We start from the raw sequence: 20,929 nt of genomic DNA on the forward strand, positions 1-20,929 counted from the left end.
TGTCCTTCCGTTCTATTTGCTGCTGTCGACCAGCCCCTTCACGAACGAGCGCTGCAGTGCGATCACCACCAGGATCGGCGGCAGCATGGTGAGCAGCGCCGCGCTCATGGCCACGTTCCAGGCCGGCTGCGAATCGGAACGCGGGATCAGGTGCTTCAGGCCGATCACGGCGGTGGCCATGTCCTTCTCGGTAGTGAAGAGCAAGGGCCACAGGTACTGGTTCCATCCGTAGAGGAACAGGATGATGCCCAGCGCGGCGATGTTCGAGCGCGACAGCGGCAGCAGGATGGTCCAGAAGAAATGCATGGGCGAGGCGCCGTCGATCCGCGCGGCCTCGCACAGTTCGTCGGGCACCGTCAGGAAGAACTGGCGGAACAGGAAGGTGGCCGAGGCCGATGCGATGAGCGGCAGTATCAGCCCCGGGTAGGTGTCGACCATGTTCCACTGCAGCTGGATGTCGATGCTGTGCCCTGTCACCGCGTTCCAAGCGTCAGACAGGTGCAACGTCTCCACCAGCCATTGCACCGGCAGCGCCGCATTGGCGACCGACTCGTAGGTTGGCGAGATGCGCACCTCGATCGGCAGCATCAGCGACACGAAGATGAGCCAGAAGGCCGTCATGCGGAATCGGAAGCGGAAGTACGTGATGGCGAAGGCCGACAGCAGCGACACCGCGATCTTGCCGAAGGTAATGCCCACCGCCACGATGAACGAGTTGAGGAACAGGCGGCCGAAGTTGGCCTGCGTCCACGCGGTGCGCAGGTTCTGCACGAACTGGTCGCCGGGCAGCCAGGGCAGCGGCACCTGCTGCACTTCGCCGATGGTGAGCGAGCCGGCCACGAAGGCAAGGTACAGGGGCACGCAGACGAAGGCCACGCCCACCAGCAGGATGGCGTGGCAGATGCCGTCGAGGATGGGGGCGCGTTCAACCATGTGCCGCGGCTTTCCGTTCGGGGTTCATATGTCGTAGCTCACGCGGCGCTCCACGTAGCGGAACTGCAGCAGCGTCATCAGCAGCGCGAAGATCATCAGGATGACCGACTGCGCCGCCGAGGAGCCGAGGTCGAGGTTGACGAAGCCGTCCGTGTAGACCTTGTAGACCAGCACGTTGGTGGCGCCCGCGGGACCGCCGCCGGTGACTGCGTCGACGATGGCGAAGATCTCGAAGAAGCCGTAGACGAAGTTCATCACGGCCAGGAAGAACATCGTGGGCATCAGCAGCGGCAGCCCGATGGTGAAGAAGCGCCGCAGCGGCCCCGCGCCGTCGACGGCCGCGGCCTCGAGCAGCGAGGACGGCACCGCGAGCAGCCCGGCCAGCAGGAAGATGTAGTCGTAGCAGACGTGCTTCCACGAGGCCGCGAGGATCACCAGGATCATCGCGTCGGAGCCCACGCGGTTCGGGTCCCATGCGAAGCCCAGCGCATGCAGCACGTGCGCGAGCGGCCCCACCGCCGGGTTGAACAGGAAGGCCCACAGGATGCCCGCGATGACCGGCGCGATGGCATACGGCAGCAGGATGATGGCCTTGTACACCCCGCGCCCACGAATCACGCGGTCGCTGGCGAAGGCCAGCACCAGCGCGACGGCGATGGTCAGCAGGTTCTGCAGCACCGTGAACACCACGGTGACCTGCGCCGACTCGTGGTAGTTGGCGCTTCGCAGCAGCTGCACGAAGTTGTCGAAGCCGACGAAGTGCACCGTGTTGCCGAAGGGGTCGGACAGGAAGAAGGCCTGCCCCAGCGCGCGGAACGACGGAATGAAGAAGAAGAACAGCAGGATCGCGAGCTGCGGCAGGAGCAGCAGCACCGGCAGGCGCACGTCCTTGAAGTGCGCGCGTTTCAGTCCTGCTTCGGGTCCGGCCATGGAATTGCCCTGCCTGCGTGCCTGCTCAGTAGCGGCCCTTGTTCAGTTTCTCGTACTGGCGCAGGATCTCGTTGCCGCGCTTCACGGCGTCGTCCATGCCCGCCTGCGGCGTCTTCTTGCCGGCCACCACGTTCTCGAACTCCTCGCGCTGCGCCATCATGGTCTGCGTGAAGTTGCCGAAGTGAAAGCCCGTGGAGTTGACCGTGGGCGTGCCGCGCGTGAGCTGCAGGATCGCGATCTCGCGCGTGGGGTGCTGCTTGTAGTAGTCCTGCGACTTCGCCAGCTGGTAGGCCTTGTTGCTCAGGGGCACGTAGCCTGTGGACTTGTGCCACCAGACCTGCGTCTCGGGCTTGGCAAGGTAGTCGAGGAAGGCGGCCACGGCGTCGTATTCCGCCGGCTTCTGCCCCTTCATGACCCACAGCGACGCGCCGCCGATGGTGCTGTTCTTCGGCTGCTTGCCCTCCTCCCACGGCAGGTAGGTGGCGCTCCAGTCGATCTTGGCCTCGCGCTCGATGCCGCTGTGCGCCGCCGTGGAGGCGAAGAAGGTGGAGCACTTGCCCGAGGTGAAGAGCTGCTCGGGGCTCAGGCCCTGGCCGGCGATCTGCATCACGCCGTCGTCGATCCACTTCTTGATGCGCCCGACCTGCGAGACGACCGAGGTCTTGTTGTAGACGAACTCGGTGTCCAGCCCCTGGTATCCGTTGGCCTTGGTTGCGTACGGCAGGTCGTTGATGGCGCTGTAGTTCTCCAGCAGGCTCCAGTGGTAGTCGCCCGCTAGCACCGAGCCGCAGGCGGAGATGTCCTTCTGCTTGATGGTGTAGAGCTGCTTCTCCAGTTCCTGCCAGGTCTCGGCCGGCCTGGCGAAGCCGGCCTTCTCGAAGTGCGTCTTGTTGTACCAGAGGATCGGTGACGAGGAGTTGAAGGGCATGGTCATGAGCTTGCCCTTGTAGCTGTAGAAGCCCGCCACGGGTTTCACGAAGTCGGCCCAGTCGACCTTGTAGCCGCGCTGGTCGAGCAGGTCCTGCACCGGCATGGTGGCGTCGGACAGCAGCATGGTCATGAAGCCGCGCTCGTAGATCTGCACCAGCTGGGGCGCGCGCTTGGCGCGGTAGGCGGCGATGGTGCCGTTGATGACCTCGTCGTAGTTGCCCTTGTTGACGGCCACCACCACGTACTTCTGCTGCGATGCGTTGAAGTTCTTCACGAGCTCGTCGACGCGCTCGCCGAGCGTGCCCCCCATGGCATGCCACCACTGGATCTGCACGGGTTCGGCGGCTGCGGGGGCGTTCGCGCCGAGCCAGAGCATCGAGGACATGGCGAGCGTGGCGAGGGTGCTGCGTCGTTGGAAGTTCATCGCGGTCTCCTTGGAGTCGAGGGATCGGTCGGTGGTGCGGGTTTCGGAATTCAGGATTCGGCGACCCAGAAGCCGCCGGGGGCAAAGAGGTCGGCGATCGCGCGGTCGAGCCAGCCGAGATCGTCGAGCAGGTCGAGCACGGTGTAGCGGCGACGGATCAGGCGCGCGCGGCGATGGTCGGCGGCGAAGCTCGCGCCGACGATGCCGAGATCGCGCGGATGCGCCGCGCCGCCGACCGCGCGCAGGCGCTGCTGCATGTCGCGCGCGCCGACGAGCTGCCGTGCGAGCGAATCGCGCAGCGCGGGCCATACGCCGGCAAAGCGCGCGACGCGGGCGCGGCGGCTGCCAGCGGCGCGCTTGGCGTTCATTTCCTCGCGGGCGGCTGCACGGAACTCCTCGCGTCCGAAGGCGGCGTCGATCTCGCGTGCGAGCGCGTCATCGTCGTGGCCTTCCGGCACTTCGGCGACCGCGGCGGCCAGCGCGGCATCGCCCTGCTCGCGCAGCCATTCGTACATCGCGAGCATCGCCACGCAGCCCACGCCGACGCACGCGCCGTGCGCGGCGGGTTCGCCGTCGACGCGCAGGTCTTCCATTTCCCACAGGTGCGAGAACTGGTGGTCGCTGCCGCTCGCGGGCCGCGAATTGCCGTGTGCCTGCATCGCGAAGCCGCTGACCAGCAGGCCCGACAGCAGGTCGCCCAGGGCCTTGGGCTCCTGTATCGCAAGGCGCTCGGGCGCGCCCAACCAATCGTGCAGGTGGGACTGCACCATGTCGAAGGGGCGCCGGTTCAACGGCTCGACGCCGAGCGCATCGGCCAGCAGCCAGTCGGCGCCGGCCACCGTCTTGCCGGCGAGATCGCCGTAGCCCCACGCCGTCATGCGCGCGGGGGCTGTGCCGAGCACGTCCAGGTCGGCGAGCACGGCCACCGGGGGGGCGCAGGCCAACGTGCGCTTGAAGCCCTCCTCGTCGAGCAGGGCTGCGCCCGATGCGGCGTAGCCGTCCATCGACGCTGCAGTGGCCATGCACACATAGGGCTTGCCGGCCATCGAGGCGGCGTGCTTGACCAGGTCGCTGATCACGCCCGAGCCCACAGCCAGCGGCGTGAGTTCATGCGCGGCGAGCTTGCGCGCGATGGCTTCCGAAGACGACACGCGCGGCTTGAGGCGCGGGCGCGCGGGCAGCACCAGCGGCGGGGCGAGCGCGATGCCGCGCGCCTCCAGCAGCGCCTGCGCGGCGGCGCCGGCGACGTCCCAGGTGGTTTCGTCGGCCACCAGCATCCAGCGAGCGCCGGGGGCAACGCGCCGCAGGAGGTCGGGCATCGCGCGTGCCGCGGCGCGCTCGACGACGACCTCTTTCGTGACGGCGGCATCGCGCAAGGCAGCTCTCAACGGGGATGTGGTTTCGCTCATGTCTCCGGGTAATTCAGGCGCCGACTGGTGGCGGATGAACAAGTGTATATTTTGAAATTCATTTGTTTCAAGCGGGTGACTTCCCCAATACCGGCATCGGCGCGGGCAGAATCCGGACACGACAACGGAGCATTCGGATGGCTGACGAAGATCAGGTGGTGGTGCGCGTGGCCTGGCTTTACTACATGGAGGGCCTCACGCAGGACGCCATCGCGACGAAGCTCGGGCTCACGCGGCTGCGCGTGAACCGGCTGCTGGGCGAGGCGCGCGAAAGCGGGCTGGTCAGCATCAAGATCAATTCGCGCCACGAGAGCTGCCTGCGTCTTGAGGAAGAGCTGCGCACGGTCTGCGGGCTGCGCGAGGCGGTCATCATTCCCACGCCGGGCAGCGCCGATCTCATTCCGGCGCTGCTCGGCCGCACCACCGGCGAATACCTCTCCAGGCACCTCGAGACGCATCGCGTGCGCGGCATCGGCGTGGGCTGGGGCGCGACCCTGCGCGAGACGATCCGCCACGTCACGCCGGGCGAGTGGCCGAACCTGCACGTCAACTCGATGATGGGCGGCTTGACGCGCGGCCTCGAGATCAACACCTTCGAGACGGCCAGCGCGCTGGCCAGCCGGCTGGGCGCGCAGTGCAGCTACCTGGCCGCGCCGCTGTACGCGGGCAGCGCGAAGTCACGCGACACCATCGTGTCGCAGGACGTGTTCAAGGATGCCTTCGGCCAGATCTCGGCCAACGACGTGGCGCTGCTGAGCGTGGGCGACCTGAGCACCCGCTCGCTGCTGGTGCGCTACGGACTGCCCAAGGACGTGCCGGTGGCCGAGCTGCGGCAGGCCAAGGCGGTGGGCGACATCGTCGGCCAGTTCCTCGACCGCCACGGCAAGCCGGTGAAGCACGCGCTGAACCAGCGTGTGGTGGCGCCCTCGACACAGGAGCTCGCGAAGATCCCGACGGTGATCGTGGCTTCGGGCGGCGAGAACAAGGCGCCGATCATCGCGGCGGTGCTGTGGGCGAAGCTGGTGTCGGTGCTGATCTGCGACGAGCAGGCAGCACGCGCCGCGCTGAAGCTCTACGAGGCGCTCGGGGAGCGCTGAACGCCGGCGGGCCGCAGGCTGGCCCTCGCGCTCGCGATCGCCCAGCCGAAGATGCCGAGGCCGGCGAGTGCCAGCAGTGCGCCGACCCAGCCGGTGGAAGTCCAGCCCAAGCCTGCCGCGATCGCCACGCCGCCGAGCCACGCACCGAGCGCATTGGCCATGTTGAAAGCCGAGTGGTTGAGCGCGGCGGCGAGCGTCTGCGCGTCGCCCGACACATCCATCAGGCGGATCTGCAGCGCCGGGCCGATGGCCACGGTGGTACCGATGAGGAACACGTTGATGGCGGCCGTGATCACGTTGTGCGCCGCGAAGGTGAACATCGCGAGCACCAGCGCCGCGTAGACCATCAGGCCACCGATGGTGCGCATCACCGACTTGTCGGCCAGCCGCGCGCCCACGAGGTTGCCCGCGACCATGCCGAGGCCGAAGAGCGCGAGCACGAAGGGCACGCCGCTCAGCGACAGGCCCGCTACCTCGATCAGCGTGGGCTTGATATAGCTGAACACCGAGAACATGCCGCCGAAGCCGATGGCCGCGATGCCGAGCGTGAACCACACCTGCTTGCGCTTGAGCGCGCCGAGCTCGCGCCACGGGCTGGCACCCGCGGCCGGCGCCATGTCGGGAATGTCGCGACGCAGCAGCACGATGGCCACCAGCGCGATGACGCCGACGAAGACGAAGGCGGCGCGCCAGCCGAAGTACTGGCCCAGCCACGCCGCGATGGGCACGCCGACCAGCGTGGCCCCGGTGAGCCCCAGCATCACGAGCCCCACTGCCCGTGCCCTGCGCCCCGGCGGTGCGAGGGTGGCGGCCACCAGCGCGGCCACGCCGAAGTAGGTGCCGTGCGGCAGTCCGGCGGCGAAGCGCAGCAGGTTCAGCAGCAGGTAGTTGGGAGCGACGGCGCTGGCGAAGTTGCCGGCCGCGAACACGGCCATGAGCGCGATCAGCAGCGCGCGGCGGCGCCAGCCGGCGGCGAGCACCGCGAGCACGGGGGCGCCGATCACCACGCCGAGCGCATAGGCGCTGATGACATGGCCGGCCTGCGGGATGCTCACGCCGATGTCCTTCGCCACCTCGGGCAGCAGGCCCATGATGACGAACTCGCCGGTGCCGATGGCGAAGCCGCCGACGCCGAGCGCGAGCACCGCGCGCAGGAAGTTGGCGGGTGCGCCCGAAGGCAGGGTGAAGGAAGAAATATCGGTGACCGCGCTGTCCTGCGCGGGTGGGGAGGCGTTCAAGGCCAGGCTCCTGGGAGGGGGTGCCCGGCGGCAGCGGGCAAGGCGCGATTTTAGGGTAAACCCTGAAATCGCGCCGATACGCAATTGCCGAAGACCTTGTACTGGCAGGGCCGGGAAGCCCCTGGCAGTGGGCTCAGATCGCCACCAGCTGCCTCACGCCCTGCGCTTCCATGTCCTTGCCGAGGCCGCGCGCGATGACCTCGCCGCGCTCCATCACGAGGTAGTCGTCGGCCAGCTCCTGGGCGAAGTCGTAGTACTGCTCGCACAGCACGATGGCCATGTCGCCCCGGTCGGCCAGCATGCGGATGACGCGGCCGATGTCCTTGATGATGCTGGGCTGGATGCCCTCGGTGGGCTCGTCGAGGATCAGCAGCCTGGGCTTGGGCGCCAGCGCCCGTGCGATGGCGAGCTGCTGCTGCTGGCCGCCCGAGAGGTCGCCGCCCCTCCTGTTCATCATCTGCTTGAGCACCGGGAACAGCTCGTACAGCTCCGCCGGAATGGGCGTGCCGCCGCTCTTGTAGGCCAGGCCCATGCGCAGGTTCTCCTCGACCGTGAGCCGCGCGAAGATCTCGCGGCCCTGCGGCACGAAGCCGATGCCCGCCCTCGCCCGCTCGTAGGGCGTGGCCTTGTGGATCGGCTTGCCTTCGAGCTCGATGCTGCCGCTCTTGATCGGCACCAGGCCCATGAGCGACTTCAGCAGCGTCGTCTTGCCTACGCCGTTGCGGCCCAGCAGCACCGTGACCTTGCCGAGCTTCGCCTCGAAGCTCACGTCCCGCAGGATGTGGGAGCCGCCGTAGTACTGGTGGATGTTCTTGACTGTCAGCATGGTTCGTTCTCCCTCAGCGGCCCAGGTAGACCTCGATCACGCGCTCGTCGGCCTGCACCTCGTCGAGCGTGCCCTGCGCAAGCACGGAGCCGTCGCACAGCACGGTGACGATCTCGGAGATGGTGCGGATGAAGCTCATGTCGTGCTCCACCACCATCAGCGAATGCTTGCCTTTGAGCGAGAGGAACAGCTCGGCCGTGCGCGCGGTCTCCTCGTCGGTCATGCCGGCCACGGGCTCGTCGAGCAGCAGCAGCTTCGGGTCCTGCATCAGCAGCATGCCGATCTCTAGCCACTGCTTCTGGCCGTGACTCAGGTTGCCGGCGAGGCGCGACACGCTGTCGGCGAGATGGATGGTCTCCAGCACCTCGGCCAGGCGGTCGCTCTGCGCCGAGTCGAGCCGAAAGAGCATCGACGAGCGCACGCCCTTGTCGGTCTTCAGTGCGAGCTCGAGGTTCTCGAACACGGTCAGGTGCTCGAACACGGTCGGCTTCTGGAACTTGCGGCCGATGCCCAGTTGAGCGATTTCCGCCTCGCGGTGGCGCAGCAGGTCGATGGTGCTGCCGAAGAACACCGTGCCCTCGTCGGGCCGGGTCTTGCCGGTGATGATGTCCATCATCGTGGTCTTGCCCGCGCCGTTCGGCCCGATGATGCAGCGCAGCTCGCCCGGCGCGATGTCGAGCGACAGCTTGTTGATGGCCTTGAAGCCGTCGAAGCTCACGCTCACGTCTTCCAGGTAGAGGATGCGGCCGTGCGTGACGTCGACCTCACCCGGCGTGACATGACGCCCGAAGTCGGCGGCGCGACCGCCCGACTCGGTGCTCCCGCTCACGTAGTGGATGCCGCTGGCCCGTGCGGCGCGCTCGGCGCCCGCTTCCATCAGGTCGGGCGTCATGCGCGTGCTCCCTTCGCTTCCACAGGCAGCGAGGCCATGGCATCGGTCTCGACGCCCTGCTCTGCAGCGACGGCGCGGCGCGCGTCCTGTACGGGTTCAGGTGGCGTGGTCTTCTTTTTCTCCCTCGACAACCACTTGCGCACCAGCCCGACGATGCCGTTCGGAAGGAACAGCGTGACAGCAATGAACAAGGCCCCCAGGAAGTACAGCCAGTACTCCGGATAGGCCACGGTGAGCCAGCTCTTGGCGCCGTTGACGATGAAGGCGCCGATGATCGGCCCGATCAGCGTGGCGCGCCCGCCCACCGCCGCCCAGATGGCGATCTCGATGGAGTTGGCCGCGCTCATCTCGCCCGGGTTGATGATGCCGACCTGCGGCACGTACAGCGCGCCGGCCACGCCGCACATGACGGCGGAGATGACCCAGATCGTGAGCTTGTAGGGCAGCGGGTTGTAGCCAGAGAACATCACGCGCGTTTCCGCGTCGCGAATCGCCTGCAGCACGCGGCCGAACTTGCTGCCGATGAGCCACTTCGCGAACAGGAAGAAGCCCAGCAGCGTGGCGCCGGTGAGCGCGAACAGCGTCATGCGCATTTCCTGCGTGGCGATCGGGATGCCCAGGATGCGCTTGAAGTCGGTGAAGCCGTTGTTGCCGCCGAAGCCCGTCTCGTTGCGGAAGAACAGCAGCATGGCCGCGAAGGTCATGGCCTGCGTGATGATCGAGAAATACACGCCCTTGATGCGCGAGCGGAAGGCGAAGAAGCCGAACACGAAGGCGATGAGGCCCGGCACCGCGACCACGAGGACGAGCGTGGCGATGAAGCTGTCGCTGAAGGTCCAGTGCCAGGGCAGCGTCTTCCAGTCGAGGAACACCATGAAGTCGGGCAGGTCGCTCTTGTAGTTGCCGTCGCGGCCGATCTGGCGCATGAGGTACATGCCCATCATGTAGCCGCCCAGCGCGAAGAAGAGGCCGTGGCCCAGCGAGAGGATGCCGGTGTAGCCCCAGATCAGGTCCATGGCCAGCGCGCAGATGGCGTAGCACATGATCTTGCCGACCAGCGCCACCGCGTAGTCGCTCATGTGCAGCGGGCTGTCCACCGGCACCCACATGTTGAGCACGGGCGCGACGGCGCACACCACGATCAGCGCGACGAAGAAGGCCGTCCAGCCCTTGCCGCTCAGCAGTGGCCCCTTGGTTGGCAACGTTACCTTGCTCATGCTTCCGCGCTCCGGCCCTTCATGGCGAAGATGCCCTGAGGTCTCTTTTGAATGAAGATGATGATGAAGACAAGCACCGCGATCTTCGCGAGCACTGCGCCCGCCCAGCCTTCGATGAACTTGTTGAGAATGCCCAGCCCCAGCGCCGCGTACACGGTGCCCGCGAGCTGGCCCACGCCACCCATCACGACCACCATGAAGCTGTCGACGATGTAGCTCTGGCCCAGGTCGGGGCCGACGTTGCCGATCTGGCTCAGCGCGCAACCGGCCAGGCCCGCGATGCCGGAGCCCAGCGCGAAGGCGTAGGTATCGATGCGAGCGGTGTTCACTCCCATGCACGAGGCGATCGGCCGGTTCTGCGTGACGCCGCGCACGAACAGGCCCAGCCGCGTGCGGCCGATGAGCCAGCCCATGGCGACCAGCACCAGTGCCGCGAAGACGATGATGCAGATGCGGTTCCACGGCAGCGTGACGTTGCTCAGCATGGTGAAGCCACCGCTCATCCAGCCGGGGTTTTCCACGCCGACGTTCTGCGCGCCGAAGATGGAGCGCACCAGCTGCTGCAGCATCAGGCTGATGCCCCAGGTGGCCAGCAGCGTCTCGAGCGGGCGGCCGTAGAGGAAGCGGATCACGCCGCGCTCCAGCACCGCGCCCACGAGCGCCGATGCCATGAACGAAACCGGAATGGCGGCGACGAGGTACCAGCCGAACGCAGCCTCGGGCATGTACTTCTGGAAGATGCCCTGCATCACGTAGGTGGCGTAGGCGCCGATCATCATCAGTTCGCCGTGCGCCATGTTGATCACGCCCATCAGCCCGTAGGTGATGGCCAGGCCCAGCGCGGCCAGCAGCAGCACAGAGCCCAGGCTGATGCCGCTGAACACGGCGTTGATGCGGTCGCCCCAGACCAGCGCGCCGTCGATGCTGGCAATGGACGCGACGATGGCGGCCTTGACGTCCGCCTCGGTCTCGTCGGCCAGGCGCTGGTTGAGCAGCAGCTTGGTGTCGGGGTTGCGGTTGTTGCCCAGCTCCTTCGCCGCGGCGAGGCGCTTCGCCTTGTCGGCGCTGCCGAGCATGCTGGCGGCGCGCACCAGCTCGAGCTGGGCCTTGATCTTCGGATTGGTCTCGGCGGCCAGCGCCTTCTCGACCATGGGCACGCGCGACTCGTCGGGCTCCTTGAAGAGCGCCTGCGCGGCCTCGGCGCGCACGGCGTCGTCCTTGCTCGTGAGCTTGAGCGCAGCCTGCGCGGCATCGAGCGCGCCGCGCATGAGGTTGTTGTTGACGACGTCTTCGGCGGTGTCGGGCACCTTCAGTTCGGCGCCGCTCACCGGGTCGTAGCCCTTGTCGTCCTTCATCACGAAGACCTTGTCTTCCGTGTACTTCACCGCGTCGTCGGACATGGCCTGGATGAAGGCGGAAGTCTTCTCGTCGGCCGTGAGCACGGCCTTGTTGAGCGCGGCGATGCGGGCTTCGGAATCGCCGGAGGCGATGGCCCGGGCTTCGTCGGCGGTCAGCGCGTGGGCGGCCGATGCCATCAGCAACATGGCGGCCAGTGCGCAGTGAAGGGTTCGTCGAAGCATCATGAGACTGGAAGTTGGATTGGCCCCCTCCCCTTCCGGGGGAGGGTTGGGGTGGGGGCACTCGGCGCCTGAACAAGCGCAGTGCTCGGATCGACCGCCGTCAGCCCCCACCCCTGCCCTCCCCCAGCGGGGGAGGGAGAAACACACTTACATTGATTTGCCAGCTGGGTAATCCGGCTTCTTGTCGTTGCCCTCGATGTACGGGCTCCACGGCTTGGCCTTGACCGGGCCCGGCGTCTTCCACACCACGTTGAACTGGCCGTCGGCCTTTATCTCGCCGATGAACACGCTCTTGTGCAGGTGATGGTTCTTCTCGTCCATCTTCGAGACGATGCCCGAGGGAGCAGTGAAGGTCTGGCCGGCCATGGCGGCGATCACCTTGTCGGTGTCGGTGCTCTTGGCCTTCTCGACCGCCTGCTTCCACATGTGGATGCCGATCCAGGTGGCTTCCATCGGGTCGTTGGTGAGCGGCTTGTCCTTGTGGCCGGCGATGTTCTTGGCCTTGGCGTATTCGCTCCACTGCTTGATGAACGCCGTGTTGGTCGGGTTCTTGATCGACATGAAGTAGTTCCATGCGGCCAGGTGACCCACCAGCGGCTTGGTGTCCACACCGCGCAGTTCTTCCTCGCCCACCGAGAAGGCGACCACGGGCACGTCCTTGGCCTTCAGGCCGGCGTTGCCGAGTTCCTTGTAGAAGGGCACGTTGGAGTCGCCGTTGATGGTCGACACCACTGCCGTCTTGCCGCCGGCCGAGAACTTCTTGATGTCTGCGACGATGGTCTGGTAGTCGCTGTGGCCGAAGGGGGTGTACTTTTCGTCGATGTCCGATTCCTTCACGCCCTTGCTCTTGAGGTAGGCGCGCAGGATCTTGTTGGTGGTGCGGGGGTAGACGTAGTCGGTGCCCAGCAGCACCCAGCGCTTGGCGCCGCCGCCTTCCTTGCTCATCAGGTAGTCGACGGCCGGAATGGCCTGCTGGTTGGGAGCGGCGCCCGTGTAGAACACGTTCTTCGAGAGCTCTTCACCCTCGTACTGCACGGGGTAGAACAGCAGGCCGTTCATTTCCTCGACCACCGGCAGCACCGACTTGCGCGACACCGATGTCCAGCAGCCGAAGATCACCGAGACCTTGTCCTGGCCGAGCAGCTGCTTGGTCTTCTCTGCGAACAGGGGCCAGTTGGAGGCCGGGTCGACCACCACGGGCTCGAGCTGCTTGCCCAGCACGCCGCCCTTCTTGTTGATGTCGTCGATGGCCATCAGCACCGTGTCCTTCAACACGGTTTCCGAGATGGCCATCGTGCCCGACAGCGAGTGCAGCACGCCGACCTTGATGGTGTCGGCGGCGAATGCGGGCGCAGCAGAAATGCTGGCCAGCGCGACGGCGGCGGTGAGCGCCTTGAGTGTGAAACGACGTTGCATGTGGACTCCTGCTCCGGGGTTGGTTGAACCTTTTCGACAGCGCTTGGCTGGCGTGGGAGGGAGTCTGCGGAACGCACCACAAAGGGGAAATACGCCGGGTGGCGTACACGGATGTACTCAGCCGGGTGGCAGGACAGGCGGTTCAGGGTACTTGCGGGCGTTGACGAGCATCTTGCTTCTCGCCGCCGCGATCACGTCGATGCCGAGCTTGTCGGCAAGCTGCAGCAGGTAGAGGAAGACATCGGCAATCTCGGTGCCGATCTCGGCACGCTTGTCGGCCGGCAGATCGCGGCTCTGGGCTTCGGTGAGCCACTGGAAGTGTTCGAGCAGCTCGGCCGCCTCGACGGAAAGCGCGGAGGCGAGGTTCTTGGGGGAGTGGAACTGCTCCCAGTCGCGGGCTTGTGCGAAGTCGCGCAGGGCTTGAGTGAGCGCTTGAAGATCGTTGGTCATGTTCATGATCGAGTGCGAACCGGAAAACCCATTTCGGGCATTAAAATTCCCAAAATGGGTAAAACTCCATCGCCTCTGCCGAAAACGGACAAGTCCACCGGGCTTGCGGACGCCTTGTTCACGACAACCCAGCAGCGCGTGCTGGGCTATCTCTTCGGCCAGCCGGACCGAAGTTTTTTCTCCAGCGAATTGATCAAGCTTACTGCCGCCGGTTCGGGCGCCGTGCAGCGCGAGCTCAAGTGCCTGACCGACAGTGGGCTGCTCACAACCTCGCGCGTAGGCAATCAGAAACACTACCAAGCCAACGCAGACTCACCGATCTACGAGGAGCTGTGCAGCATCGTGCGCAAGACTTTCGGACTCGCGGGCCCCTTGCGCGAAGCGCTGGAACCCATGGCCGACAAGATCGATGCTGCATTCGTCTTCGGCTCGGTGGCCAAGAAGAGCGACACGGCCGCAAGCGACATCGACCTGCTTCTGATCAGTGACGAACTTGCGTATTCGGACCTGTTTCTGGCCCTCGACGCGGTATCGGCACGCCTCGGCCGTACAGTGAACCCGACCATGCTCACGAGGAAAGAACTGATGCGAAAGCACAAGGACGGCGAATCATTCGTCACGCGCGTCATGGCACAGCCCAAGCTTTGGGTGGTTGGCGACGCGCATGTCCTACCCACTTGAAAACCTGTGCGGTCCGTCGAAGCCGCTGACGGCCGAGGCACCCGATGCCCGCGAATTCGCGGGCCTGCTGCGCTCCGGGCAAGCGCGTCTGGCAGATGCCCAAGTCGCACAACTCTCCCTGGAGAGCCGCTTCGATCTCGCCTACAACGCAGCGCATGCCATGTGCCTTGCCGCGCTGAGATGGCATGGCTATCGCTCGAGCAATCGCTTCATCGTCTTCCAGGTGTTGCCGCACACCCTGTCGCTGGGGCCGGAGGTATGGCGTGTGCTCGCCAAGGGTCATGAGATACGAAATCTCGGCGAATACGAAGGCGACATGAACATCGACGAACGCATCGTCCGCGACCTGATCGCCGCGTGCCAGCGAGTGGCCGAGAAGCTGTCCGCCCTTCCCCTGCCGTCAAGCAACTAGGTGTGCCGTGCGCCCCTGCGGTACAAGGCCGCCACGAGCAGCGCCGACACCGTCAGGTACAGCAGCGCCGCCCCGAACGCGCTTGCATATCCCGCCGCATCGGGCGCGTGGCCCAGCCGCCCATAGAAGAGGATGCCGATCAGCGCCACGCCCAGCGCGTTGCTCGCCTGCTGCACCATCGACATCACGCCCGAAGCCACGCCCGCATGCTGCGGCGGCAGGCCGGCCAGCACGGTGGACACCAGTGGCGCCATCACCATGCCGAGCCCGGCACCCTGCACGAAGAGCAGCGGCACCATCCACGCCACGACGTGCGAATGCCCGGCCCATCCGGCGACGTTGACGAACTGCAGCGCATGCCCCGCCGCCAGCACCAGCGCGCCGAGCGCGATGGGCGGCTTGCCGCCGAAGCGCCGCGTGATGCGCGCGCCCGCGATGGATGTCCCGAAGAAGCCGACCGCCAGCGAGGTGAAGACGATGCCCGAGCTGAGGGCCTCGAGCCCCAGGCCCTGCTGCAGGTACAGCGCGAGCACGAAGTACAGCGAGGCGTTCCCCGCGTAGAAGGCCAGCGTGGTGAACAGGCCCGTGACGAAGCGGCCGTTGGCCAGCAGCACCGGCGCCACCAGCGGCGCACCGCCGCGCGCGGCGAGCCTGCGCTGCTGATATGCAAAGGCGGCGAGCAGCGGCAGCGCCGCGGCAAGGCACGCCCAGCTCCACAGCGGCCAACCCTGCTCGCGGCCTTCCACCAGGGGAAGCACCACGGCCACCGAGCTCAGGGCCACCAGCAGCATGCCGACCAGGTCCAGGCTGCTCCTGCCGTTGTTCGCGAGAGACGGGATGACCCGAGGCGCGAGCACGAACGCCAGCAGGCCGATCGGCACGTTGATGAGGAAGCAGCTGCGCCACCCCTGCCCCGCCAGATCGGCATGGATCAGCAGCCCGCCCACGAGCTGGCCCAGCGTGGCAGCGAGCCCCAGCGCGAGACCGTAGGCCGCGAAGGCTCGCGCGCGGTCTTCGCCGGTGTAGGCCAGGCCGATCATCGCCAGCACCTGCGGTTGCAGCAGCGCGCCGGCCAGCCCCTGCAGCACGCGCGCGGCCACCAGCAGTTCGGCGGTCGGCGCGAAGCCGCAGCCAGCGGAAGCCAGCGCGAAGAGCAGCAGGCCGAGCATGAACATCCGCCTGCGCCCGAAGATGTCGCCGAGCCTCCCGCCGGTGATGAGGCCCGCCGCCATGGCCAGGCCGTAGCCGGCCACCACCAGCTGCAGGGTGCCGGCGCTCGCCTGCAGTTCGCGCTGCATCGACGGCAGTGCGACGTTGACGATGAAGAAGTCCATCACCACCAGGAAGGTGCCGCTAAGCATGACCCACAGGCCCAGCCGGCCGGGTCGGACCACGCCCGCGCCCTGGCTGGTCGTGGAAGAAAGGGATGCTGCGGAGGCCGCTGTGTTCGACTGCGTCATGATGGGCCCGAGTGTTCGGGCCGGGCGACACGGCGGCAATGACCTCGGAGGTCATCGCCCGGCTCGGGCAGCGGGTTTCCGGGGTGCGTCCCGGCTCAGGTCTTCACGACGTTCTTGAACTGCGCGGCTGCGAAGGCCCAGCTCATGCGCGTGGCATCGGGCCCTTCGGGATCGCTGAACAGCTGATGCGGCGCGCCGCCGCTCCACGAGTGGCCCAGCCCCGCGATCTCGCACAGGGTGACGAGCGTGCGGCCCTTGCGCTTGAAGTCGGTCACGCGCATCGCGCGACGCCTGCCTCGCTGCATGTCGCGCGGCAGCCCGGGCCGCGCGCCCAGCGCCGTGGCCCACACCGTGGCGCTGCTGACGGCATTGCTCGGCGCGACCACCGCGTCGGCGTCTCCGTGCAGCACCAGCATCGGCGGCAAGGTGGTGAAGACTGCAGCGGCGCCCATCGCCTTGCCGACTGCCGTGGTGGGCATCGGCGGCACGTGCTCCCCGCGCATCGCGCCGAGGGCCGTGACCGACGACTTCGCCGCGCCGGGCGCCACGCCCGAATGCATGACGACGGCGCGGAAGCGGTTCGGATAGCGTGTGGCCAGCAGCGCCGCCATTCCCGCGCCGGCCGAGAGACCGGCCAGCGCCATGCGGTCGCGGTCGATGGGATAGAGCAGGCAGGCCTGGTCGATGGCGGCCATCAGCGTCGCGGCCTCGGCATCGGCCTTGCCTGAACGGCGCTCGTACCAGTTCCAGCAGCCTTGGGGATGGGCGAGCCGGTCCTGCTCGGGATAGAGCACCAGGAAGCGCTTGCGCACGGCCAGCGCGTTCATGCGGGTGCTCGCGGCGAAGTCGCGCCCGGTCTGGCCGCAGCCGTGCAGCATGACCATGAGCGGCAACCGCTCGCCCGGCTGGAGCTCCAGCCCGGCCGGCCGGAACAGGTGATAGCCGCGCGCCCCGCCGGGGCCCACGGCCATGCCGCTGAGCCAGTCGCCCCTGCCGGGCGGGGGCTTGAGCCGCTGTGCCGTGGCGCGCCGGACCTGTCCCGCGATGCGCTTGCTGTTGTTCAGCGTTGCCTTGGTTAGCGCGCGCAGGTTTCGCTCGTAGGCGCGGGCGAAGACGGAGGCTGTGGAACGGCTGGCCATGGCGCGCAGTGTGACCGCAAAGCGCCGGCCGGCCTACTCCCGGCCCCGGGGCAGCCCCGGGCCGGGCGCGCTTCAGTAGATTTCCGGGACGATCATGCTGGCCGGAACCGGCTGGCGCAGGTAGTCGGCATGGCGTACGCGCTCGGGCAGCTCGACCGGCGGGTGCGGCACCTCGTTGTAGGGCAGCTGGCCCAGCAGGTGGCTGATGCAGTTCAGCCGCGCCTTCTTCTTGTCGACCGCCTGCACCACCCACCACGGAGCCTCGGGGATGTGGGTGCGCTCGAGCATGGTTTCCTTCGCCTTGGTGTATTCCTCCCAGCGGCGGCGGCTCTCGAGGTCCATAGGGCTCAGCTTCCACTGCTTGAGCGGGTCGTGGATGCGACCGAGGAAGCGCATGTGCTGCTCGTCGTCGGTGATGGAGAACCAGTACTTGATGAGCTTGATGCCCGAGCGCACGAGCATCTTCTCGAACTCGGGCACGGTGCGGAAGAACTCCTCGTACTCGTCGTCGGTGCAGAAGCCCATGACGCGCTCGACGCCGGCGCGGTTGTACCAGCTGCGGTCGAACAGCACCATTTCGCCGGCGGCCGGCAGGTGAGCCACGTAGCGCTGGAAGTACCACTGCGTGCGTTCGCGGTCGTTGGGCGCCGGCAGCGCGGCCACGCGGGCCACGCGCGGATTCAGGCGCTGGGTGATGCGCTTGATGACGCCGCCCTTGCCCGCCGCATCGCGGCCTTCGAACAGGATGACGACCTTCTGCTTGCTGTGCTGCACCCAGTCCTGCAGCTTGACCAGCTCGCCCTGCAGGCGGAACAGCTCCTTGAAATAGGCCTGGCGGGCCGCCTTGTCGGTGGACGACTGGGTGGTTGCGGAGGCGGGGTCGAGGCCGTCGAGGTTGCGGTCCTCAATTTCCAGCTCGAGCTCTTCGTCGTAGCTGTCGATCAGGTCGCGGGCGATGCGTTGCATCAGGTCTTCGTGGTCGGGAAGTGCGCTCGTCAGCATGGTGGGCAGCAGAAGAAAGGATTGAGAAGGGAGACGAAAAAGCATGCTGCTCGCCCTATATGACGACTACGTGACGGTTTTGACGCCATTGACATGTAGTTGTCACACGCCGCGAACACCATCTGAAGCCATTCCAACACCCCAGAATCGCCCATGAACACGCTTGCAGCCCCGCATGCCGAGTTACCGTCGGCGCCTGCCGCGCAACGGCCGAAGCTCGACGCCAAGCCCGGTCCGCTCACGCTGATCACCTTCGTGGGGCTGCTGGCCGCCGGCCTGCTCTTCACGGCCTGGAGCCTGGTGGGCGACGTCACGGCCTCCGGGGCGCCGGTCACCACCTGGGTGCCCTACATACTTCTGGGCGTGGCGCTGCTGATCGCGCTGGGCTTCGAGTTCGTCAACGGCTTCCACGACACGGCCAACGCCGTGGCCACCGTCATCTACACCCATTCGCTGCCGCCCAACTTCGCGGTGGTGTGGTCGGGCGTCTTCAACTTCCTGGGCGTGATGGTTTCCAGCGGCGCCGTGGCCTTCGGCATCATCGCGCTGCTGCCGGTGGAGCTGATCCTGCAGGTCGGCTCCGGCGCCGGCTTCGCGATGGTGTTCGCGCTGCTGATCGCCGCCATCATCTGGAACCTGGGCACCTGGTGGCTGGGGCTGCCGGCATCGTCGTCGCACACGCTGATCGGCTCGATCATCGGCGTGGGCGTGGCCAATGCGCTCATGCACGGCCGCGACGGCACCAGCGGCGTCGACTGGGCGCAGGCCACCAAGGTGGGCTATTCGCTGCTGCTGTCGCCGATGGTCGGCTTCGGCTGCGCCGCCCTGCTGTTGCTGGCCCTGCGAGCCTTCGTGAAGAACCGTGCACTCTATGAAGAGCCCAAGGGCAGCGAGCCGCCGCCGTGGTGGATCCGCGGCCTGCTGATCCTCACCTGCACGGGCGTCTCGTTCGCGCACGGCTCCAACGACGGGCAGAAGGGCATGGGTCTGATCATGCTGATCCTCGTAGGCACGGTGCCGATGGCCTATGCGCTGAATCGCGCGATGCCGGCCAACGAAACCGTCAAGTTCGTGGCCGTGGCCGAGATGGCGCAGAACGCGCTGAACCGCAGCGTGCCGACTTCGCTGCCGGCCATGGAGCCGGCGGCCGCGCGCGACACGCTCTCCACCTATGTGCGCACCCGCGAGTTCGCTCCTTCCGTGGTGCCTGCGCTGGCCGCGACCGCCGGCAGCATCGGCCAGCAGGTGCGCCAGCACGGCTCGCTGGCCGGCGTTCCGGCCGATGCCGTCGCCAACGTGCGAAACGACATGTACCTGGCCTCCGAGGCCATCCGCCACCTCGACAAGAGCGGCGCAGCGAAGTTCGACGAAGAGACGAAGCTGCGCGTGAACACCTTCCGCCAGGAGCTGGACAGCGCCACGCGCTTCATTCCGCTGTGGGTCAAGGTGGCGGTGGCCATCGCGCTGGGCCTGGGCACGATGATCGGCTGGAAGCGCATCGTGGTCACCGTGGGCGAGAAGATCGGCAAGACGCACCTGAGCTATGCGCAGGGCGCCTCGGCCGAAGTGGTCGCCATGGTCACCATCGGCGCGGCCGACATGTACGGGCTGCCGGTGTCGACCACGCATGTGCTTTCGTCAGGCGTGGCGGGCACCATGACGGCCAGCGGCTCGGGCCTGCAGCTGTCCACGCTGCGCAATCTCGCGCTGGCCTGGGTGCTGACGCTGCCGGTGGCGATGCTGTTGTCGGGGTCGCTCTACTGGCTGTTCACCCGCATCTTCTGATTTCGCGTATCTACCATCTTGTCGGCATTCCATGATCTCGCTGCCCAGTCCTACGGGGGCGACGAAGCCGGGCTGATCTGCGGCTACCTTTTCGACGCCCGGGCGCCGGAGCCTGCGCGAGCGATCGACTCGGCGCAGGCGGCGGCGTGGCTGGCCGAGCAGCGAGATGCCCCGACCGGCCCTGCAAGCCGCGAAGACCTCCACGACTGCGAAGGCGACGGGCAGGAGAACCCCGCCTACGTCTGGCTGCACTTCAACCTGAGCCATGCGCACGCCGAGCGCTGGCTGGTGCGGCACGCGAATCTGTCGGACACCTTCTACGAGACGCTACACGAGGGGCTGCCCTCCACGCGCATCGAGCGCGACGACGATTCGCTGATCGCCGTCATCAACGACGTGCACTTCGAGTTCAGCTTCGAGCCCTCGGACATCTCCACGCTGTGGATCAGCGTGGGCCCGCGCCTCGTGGTCACGGCGCGCACCAAGCCGCTGCGCTCGGTGGACGCGCTGCGCACGGCGGTGAAAGCGGGCGACGCGCCGCGCTCCAGCACGGAGCTTCTCGAGCACCTGCTGCGCGCACAGGCCGACGTGCTGGTGAAGATCGTGCGCGGCGTCACCTCGCGCATCGATCGCATCGAAGACGAACTGCTGGCCGGCCGCCTCGACCACAAGCGCGCCCGCCTGGGCGTTCTGCGCCGGCTGCTGGTGCGGCTGCAGCGGCTGCTGGCGCCCGAGCCCGCCGCGCTGTTCCGGCTGCTGCAGGGGCCTCCAGGATGGATGGCCGAACCCGACGCGCAGGCGCTGCGCGGCTCGACCGAGGAGTTCTCGGTGGTGCTGCGCGACATGCAGGCGCTGCAGGAGCGCATCAAGCTGCTCCAGGAAGAGATCGCCGCCAACGTCAACGAGGACAACAACCGCAGCCTTTTCGTGCTGACGGTGGTGACCGTGCTGGCGCTGCCGATCAACATCCTGGCCGGCCTGTTCGGCATGAACGTGGGTGGCATTCCGCTCGCGGAGCACAAGCACGGCTTCTGGATCGTGGTGGGCATCGTGATCAGCTTCACCGCGGTGGCGGCCTGGGCGGCTTTTCGCAAGAAGCGCTGAGGCG

General features: G+C 67.1%; 19 protein-coding genes. 5 read left to right on the forward strand and 14 right to left on the reverse strand.

What is annotated here, in order from left to right:
* Positions 1-12: 12 nt before the first annotated feature.
* The 4 genes from EJP69_RS17635 to EJP69_RS17650 are packed head-to-tail and all read right to left on the reverse strand — an operon-like array spanning position 13 to position 4,626.
* Positions 13-933 carry an ABC transporter permease subunit gene (locus EJP69_RS17635; protein ID WP_093301959.1) on the reverse strand — a complete coding sequence of 307 codons (921 nt, stop codon included), beginning with the start codon at positions 931-933 and terminating at the stop codon, positions 13-15.
* Positions 934-957: 24 nt separating this feature from the next.
* Positions 958-1,863, reverse strand: coding sequence for an ABC transporter permease subunit (locus EJP69_RS17640; protein ID WP_093197641.1), 906 nt, complete (start codon positions 1,861-1,863; stop codon positions 958-960).
* A gap of 25 nt (positions 1,864-1,888) precedes the next feature.
* Positions 1,889-3,217, reverse strand: a complete 1,329-nt coding sequence (locus tag EJP69_RS17645; protein WP_126471799.1) for an extracellular solute-binding protein — start codon at positions 3,215-3,217, stop codon at positions 1,889-1,891.
* 50 nt (positions 3,218-3,267) lie between these two features.
* On the reverse strand, positions 3,268-4,626 hold the full coding sequence (locus EJP69_RS17650; RefSeq protein ID WP_126471802.1) for an iron-containing alcohol dehydrogenase: 1,359 nt from the start codon (positions 4,624-4,626) through the stop codon (positions 3,268-3,270).
* 137 nt (positions 4,627-4,763) lie between these two features.
* Here EJP69_RS17650 and EJP69_RS17655 point away from each other — a divergent pair, with 137 nt between their 5' ends.
* Positions 4,764-5,723 carry a sugar-binding transcriptional regulator gene (locus EJP69_RS17655; RefSeq protein ID WP_126471804.1) on the forward strand — a complete coding sequence of 320 codons (960 nt, stop codon included), beginning with the start codon at positions 4,764-4,766 and terminating at the stop codon, positions 5,721-5,723.
* Here EJP69_RS17655 and EJP69_RS17660 read toward each other — a convergent pair.
* The 7 genes from EJP69_RS17660 to EJP69_RS17690 all read right to left on the reverse strand — a co-directional run bounded on the left by EJP69_RS17660 (position 5,699) and on the right by EJP69_RS17690 (position 13,342).
* Complete coding sequence (locus EJP69_RS17660; RefSeq protein WP_126471806.1) at positions 5,699-6,961, reverse strand: MFS transporter; 1,263 nt, start codon at positions 6,959-6,961, stop codon at positions 5,699-5,701. The two genes, EJP69_RS17655 and EJP69_RS17660, sit on opposite strands and share 25 nt — an antisense overlap.
* A 133-nt stretch (positions 6,962-7,094) precedes the next feature.
* A complete protein-coding gene (gene urtE / locus EJP69_RS17665; RefSeq protein ID WP_019657834.1) occupies positions 7,095-7,787 on the reverse strand; it encodes an urea ABC transporter ATP-binding subunit UrtE in 693 nt (230 codons plus the stop codon).
* Between the two features lie 13 nt (positions 7,788-7,800).
* Positions 7,801-8,679 carry an urea ABC transporter ATP-binding protein UrtD gene (gene urtD, locus EJP69_RS17670; RefSeq protein WP_093301977.1) on the reverse strand — a complete coding sequence of 293 codons (879 nt, stop codon included), beginning with the start codon at positions 8,677-8,679 and terminating at the stop codon, positions 7,801-7,803.
* A complete protein-coding gene (gene urtC, locus EJP69_RS17675; RefSeq protein ID WP_126471808.1) occupies positions 8,676-9,896 on the reverse strand; it encodes an urea ABC transporter permease subunit UrtC in 1,221 nt (406 codons plus the stop codon). The genes urtD and urtC overlap by 4 nt, the downstream gene beginning before the upstream one ends.
* On the reverse strand, positions 9,893-11,440 hold the full coding sequence (gene urtB, locus EJP69_RS17680) for an urea ABC transporter permease subunit UrtB (RefSeq protein WP_126471810.1): 1,548 nt from the start codon (positions 11,438-11,440) through the stop codon (positions 9,893-9,895). The genes urtC and urtB overlap by 4 nt, the downstream gene beginning before the upstream one ends.
* A 183-nt stretch (positions 11,441-11,623) precedes the next feature.
* The gene (gene urtA, locus EJP69_RS17685) at positions 11,624-12,892 is read right to left on the reverse strand and encodes an urea ABC transporter substrate-binding protein (RefSeq protein WP_019657838.1); all 1,269 of its coding nucleotides are present in this window, start codon (positions 12,890-12,892) and stop codon (positions 11,624-11,626) included.
* A 117-nt stretch (positions 12,893-13,009) separates the two neighbouring features.
* The gene (locus tag EJP69_RS17690; RefSeq protein WP_126472043.1) at positions 13,010-13,342 is read right to left on the reverse strand and encodes a nucleotide pyrophosphohydrolase; all 333 of its coding nucleotides are present in this window, start codon (positions 13,340-13,342) and stop codon (positions 13,010-13,012) included.
* On the opposite strand from EJP69_RS17690, the gene EJP69_RS17695 reads away from it, so the two are divergent.
* Both EJP69_RS17695 and EJP69_RS17700 read left to right on the forward strand, forming a co-directional pair.
* The gene (locus EJP69_RS17695; protein WP_240652188.1) at positions 13,325-14,023 is read left to right on the forward strand and encodes a nucleotidyltransferase domain-containing protein; all 699 of its coding nucleotides are present in this window, start codon (positions 13,325-13,327) and stop codon (positions 14,021-14,023) included. The genes EJP69_RS17690 and EJP69_RS17695 overlap by 18 nt on opposite strands.
* Entirely contained in the window at positions 14,007-14,435 is a 429-nt protein-coding gene (locus EJP69_RS17700) for a hypothetical protein (RefSeq protein WP_126471812.1), read from the forward strand. Before EJP69_RS17695 ends, EJP69_RS17700 begins: the two co-directional genes overlap by 17 nt.
* Here EJP69_RS17700 and EJP69_RS17705 read toward each other — a convergent pair.
* The 3 genes from EJP69_RS17705 to ppk2 form a co-directional block, all read right to left on the reverse strand.
* Positions 14,432-15,895 (reverse strand): MFS transporter, encoded by a 1,464-nt coding sequence (locus EJP69_RS17705; protein WP_126471814.1) that lies wholly within the window; start codon positions 15,893-15,895, stop codon positions 14,432-14,434. The genes EJP69_RS17700 and EJP69_RS17705 overlap by 4 nt on opposite strands.
* A gap of 95 nt (positions 15,896-15,990) precedes the next feature.
* Positions 15,991-17,034: an extracellular catalytic domain type 1 short-chain-length polyhydroxyalkanoate depolymerase gene (locus tag EJP69_RS17710; protein WP_126471816.1), complete on the reverse strand. Its 1,044-nt coding sequence runs from the start codon at positions 17,032-17,034 to the stop codon at positions 15,991-15,993.
* A gap of 72 nt (positions 17,035-17,106) precedes the next feature.
* A complete protein-coding gene (ppk2, locus tag EJP69_RS17715) occupies positions 17,107-18,036 on the reverse strand; it encodes a polyphosphate kinase 2 (protein ID WP_093197685.1) in 930 nt (309 codons plus the stop codon).
* A 153-nt stretch (positions 18,037-18,189) separates the two neighbouring features.
* On the opposite strand from ppk2, the gene EJP69_RS17720 reads away from it, so the two are divergent.
* Together EJP69_RS17720 and EJP69_RS17725 are read left to right on the forward strand one after the other, a co-directional pair.
* Positions 18,190-19,821, forward strand: coding sequence for an inorganic phosphate transporter (locus tag EJP69_RS17720; RefSeq protein WP_093197688.1), 1,632 nt, complete (start codon positions 18,190-18,192; stop codon positions 19,819-19,821).
* A gap of 18 nt (positions 19,822-19,839) precedes the next feature.
* Entirely contained in the window at positions 19,840-20,925 is a 1,086-nt protein-coding gene (locus EJP69_RS17725; protein ID WP_126471818.1) for a transporter, read from the forward strand.
* Positions 20,926-20,929 lie beyond the last annotated feature (4 nt).

This window comes from Variovorax gossypii, from assembly GCF_003965815.1.
Taxonomy (GTDB): Bacteria; Pseudomonadota; Gammaproteobacteria; order Burkholderiales; family Burkholderiaceae_C; genus Variovorax; species Variovorax gossypii.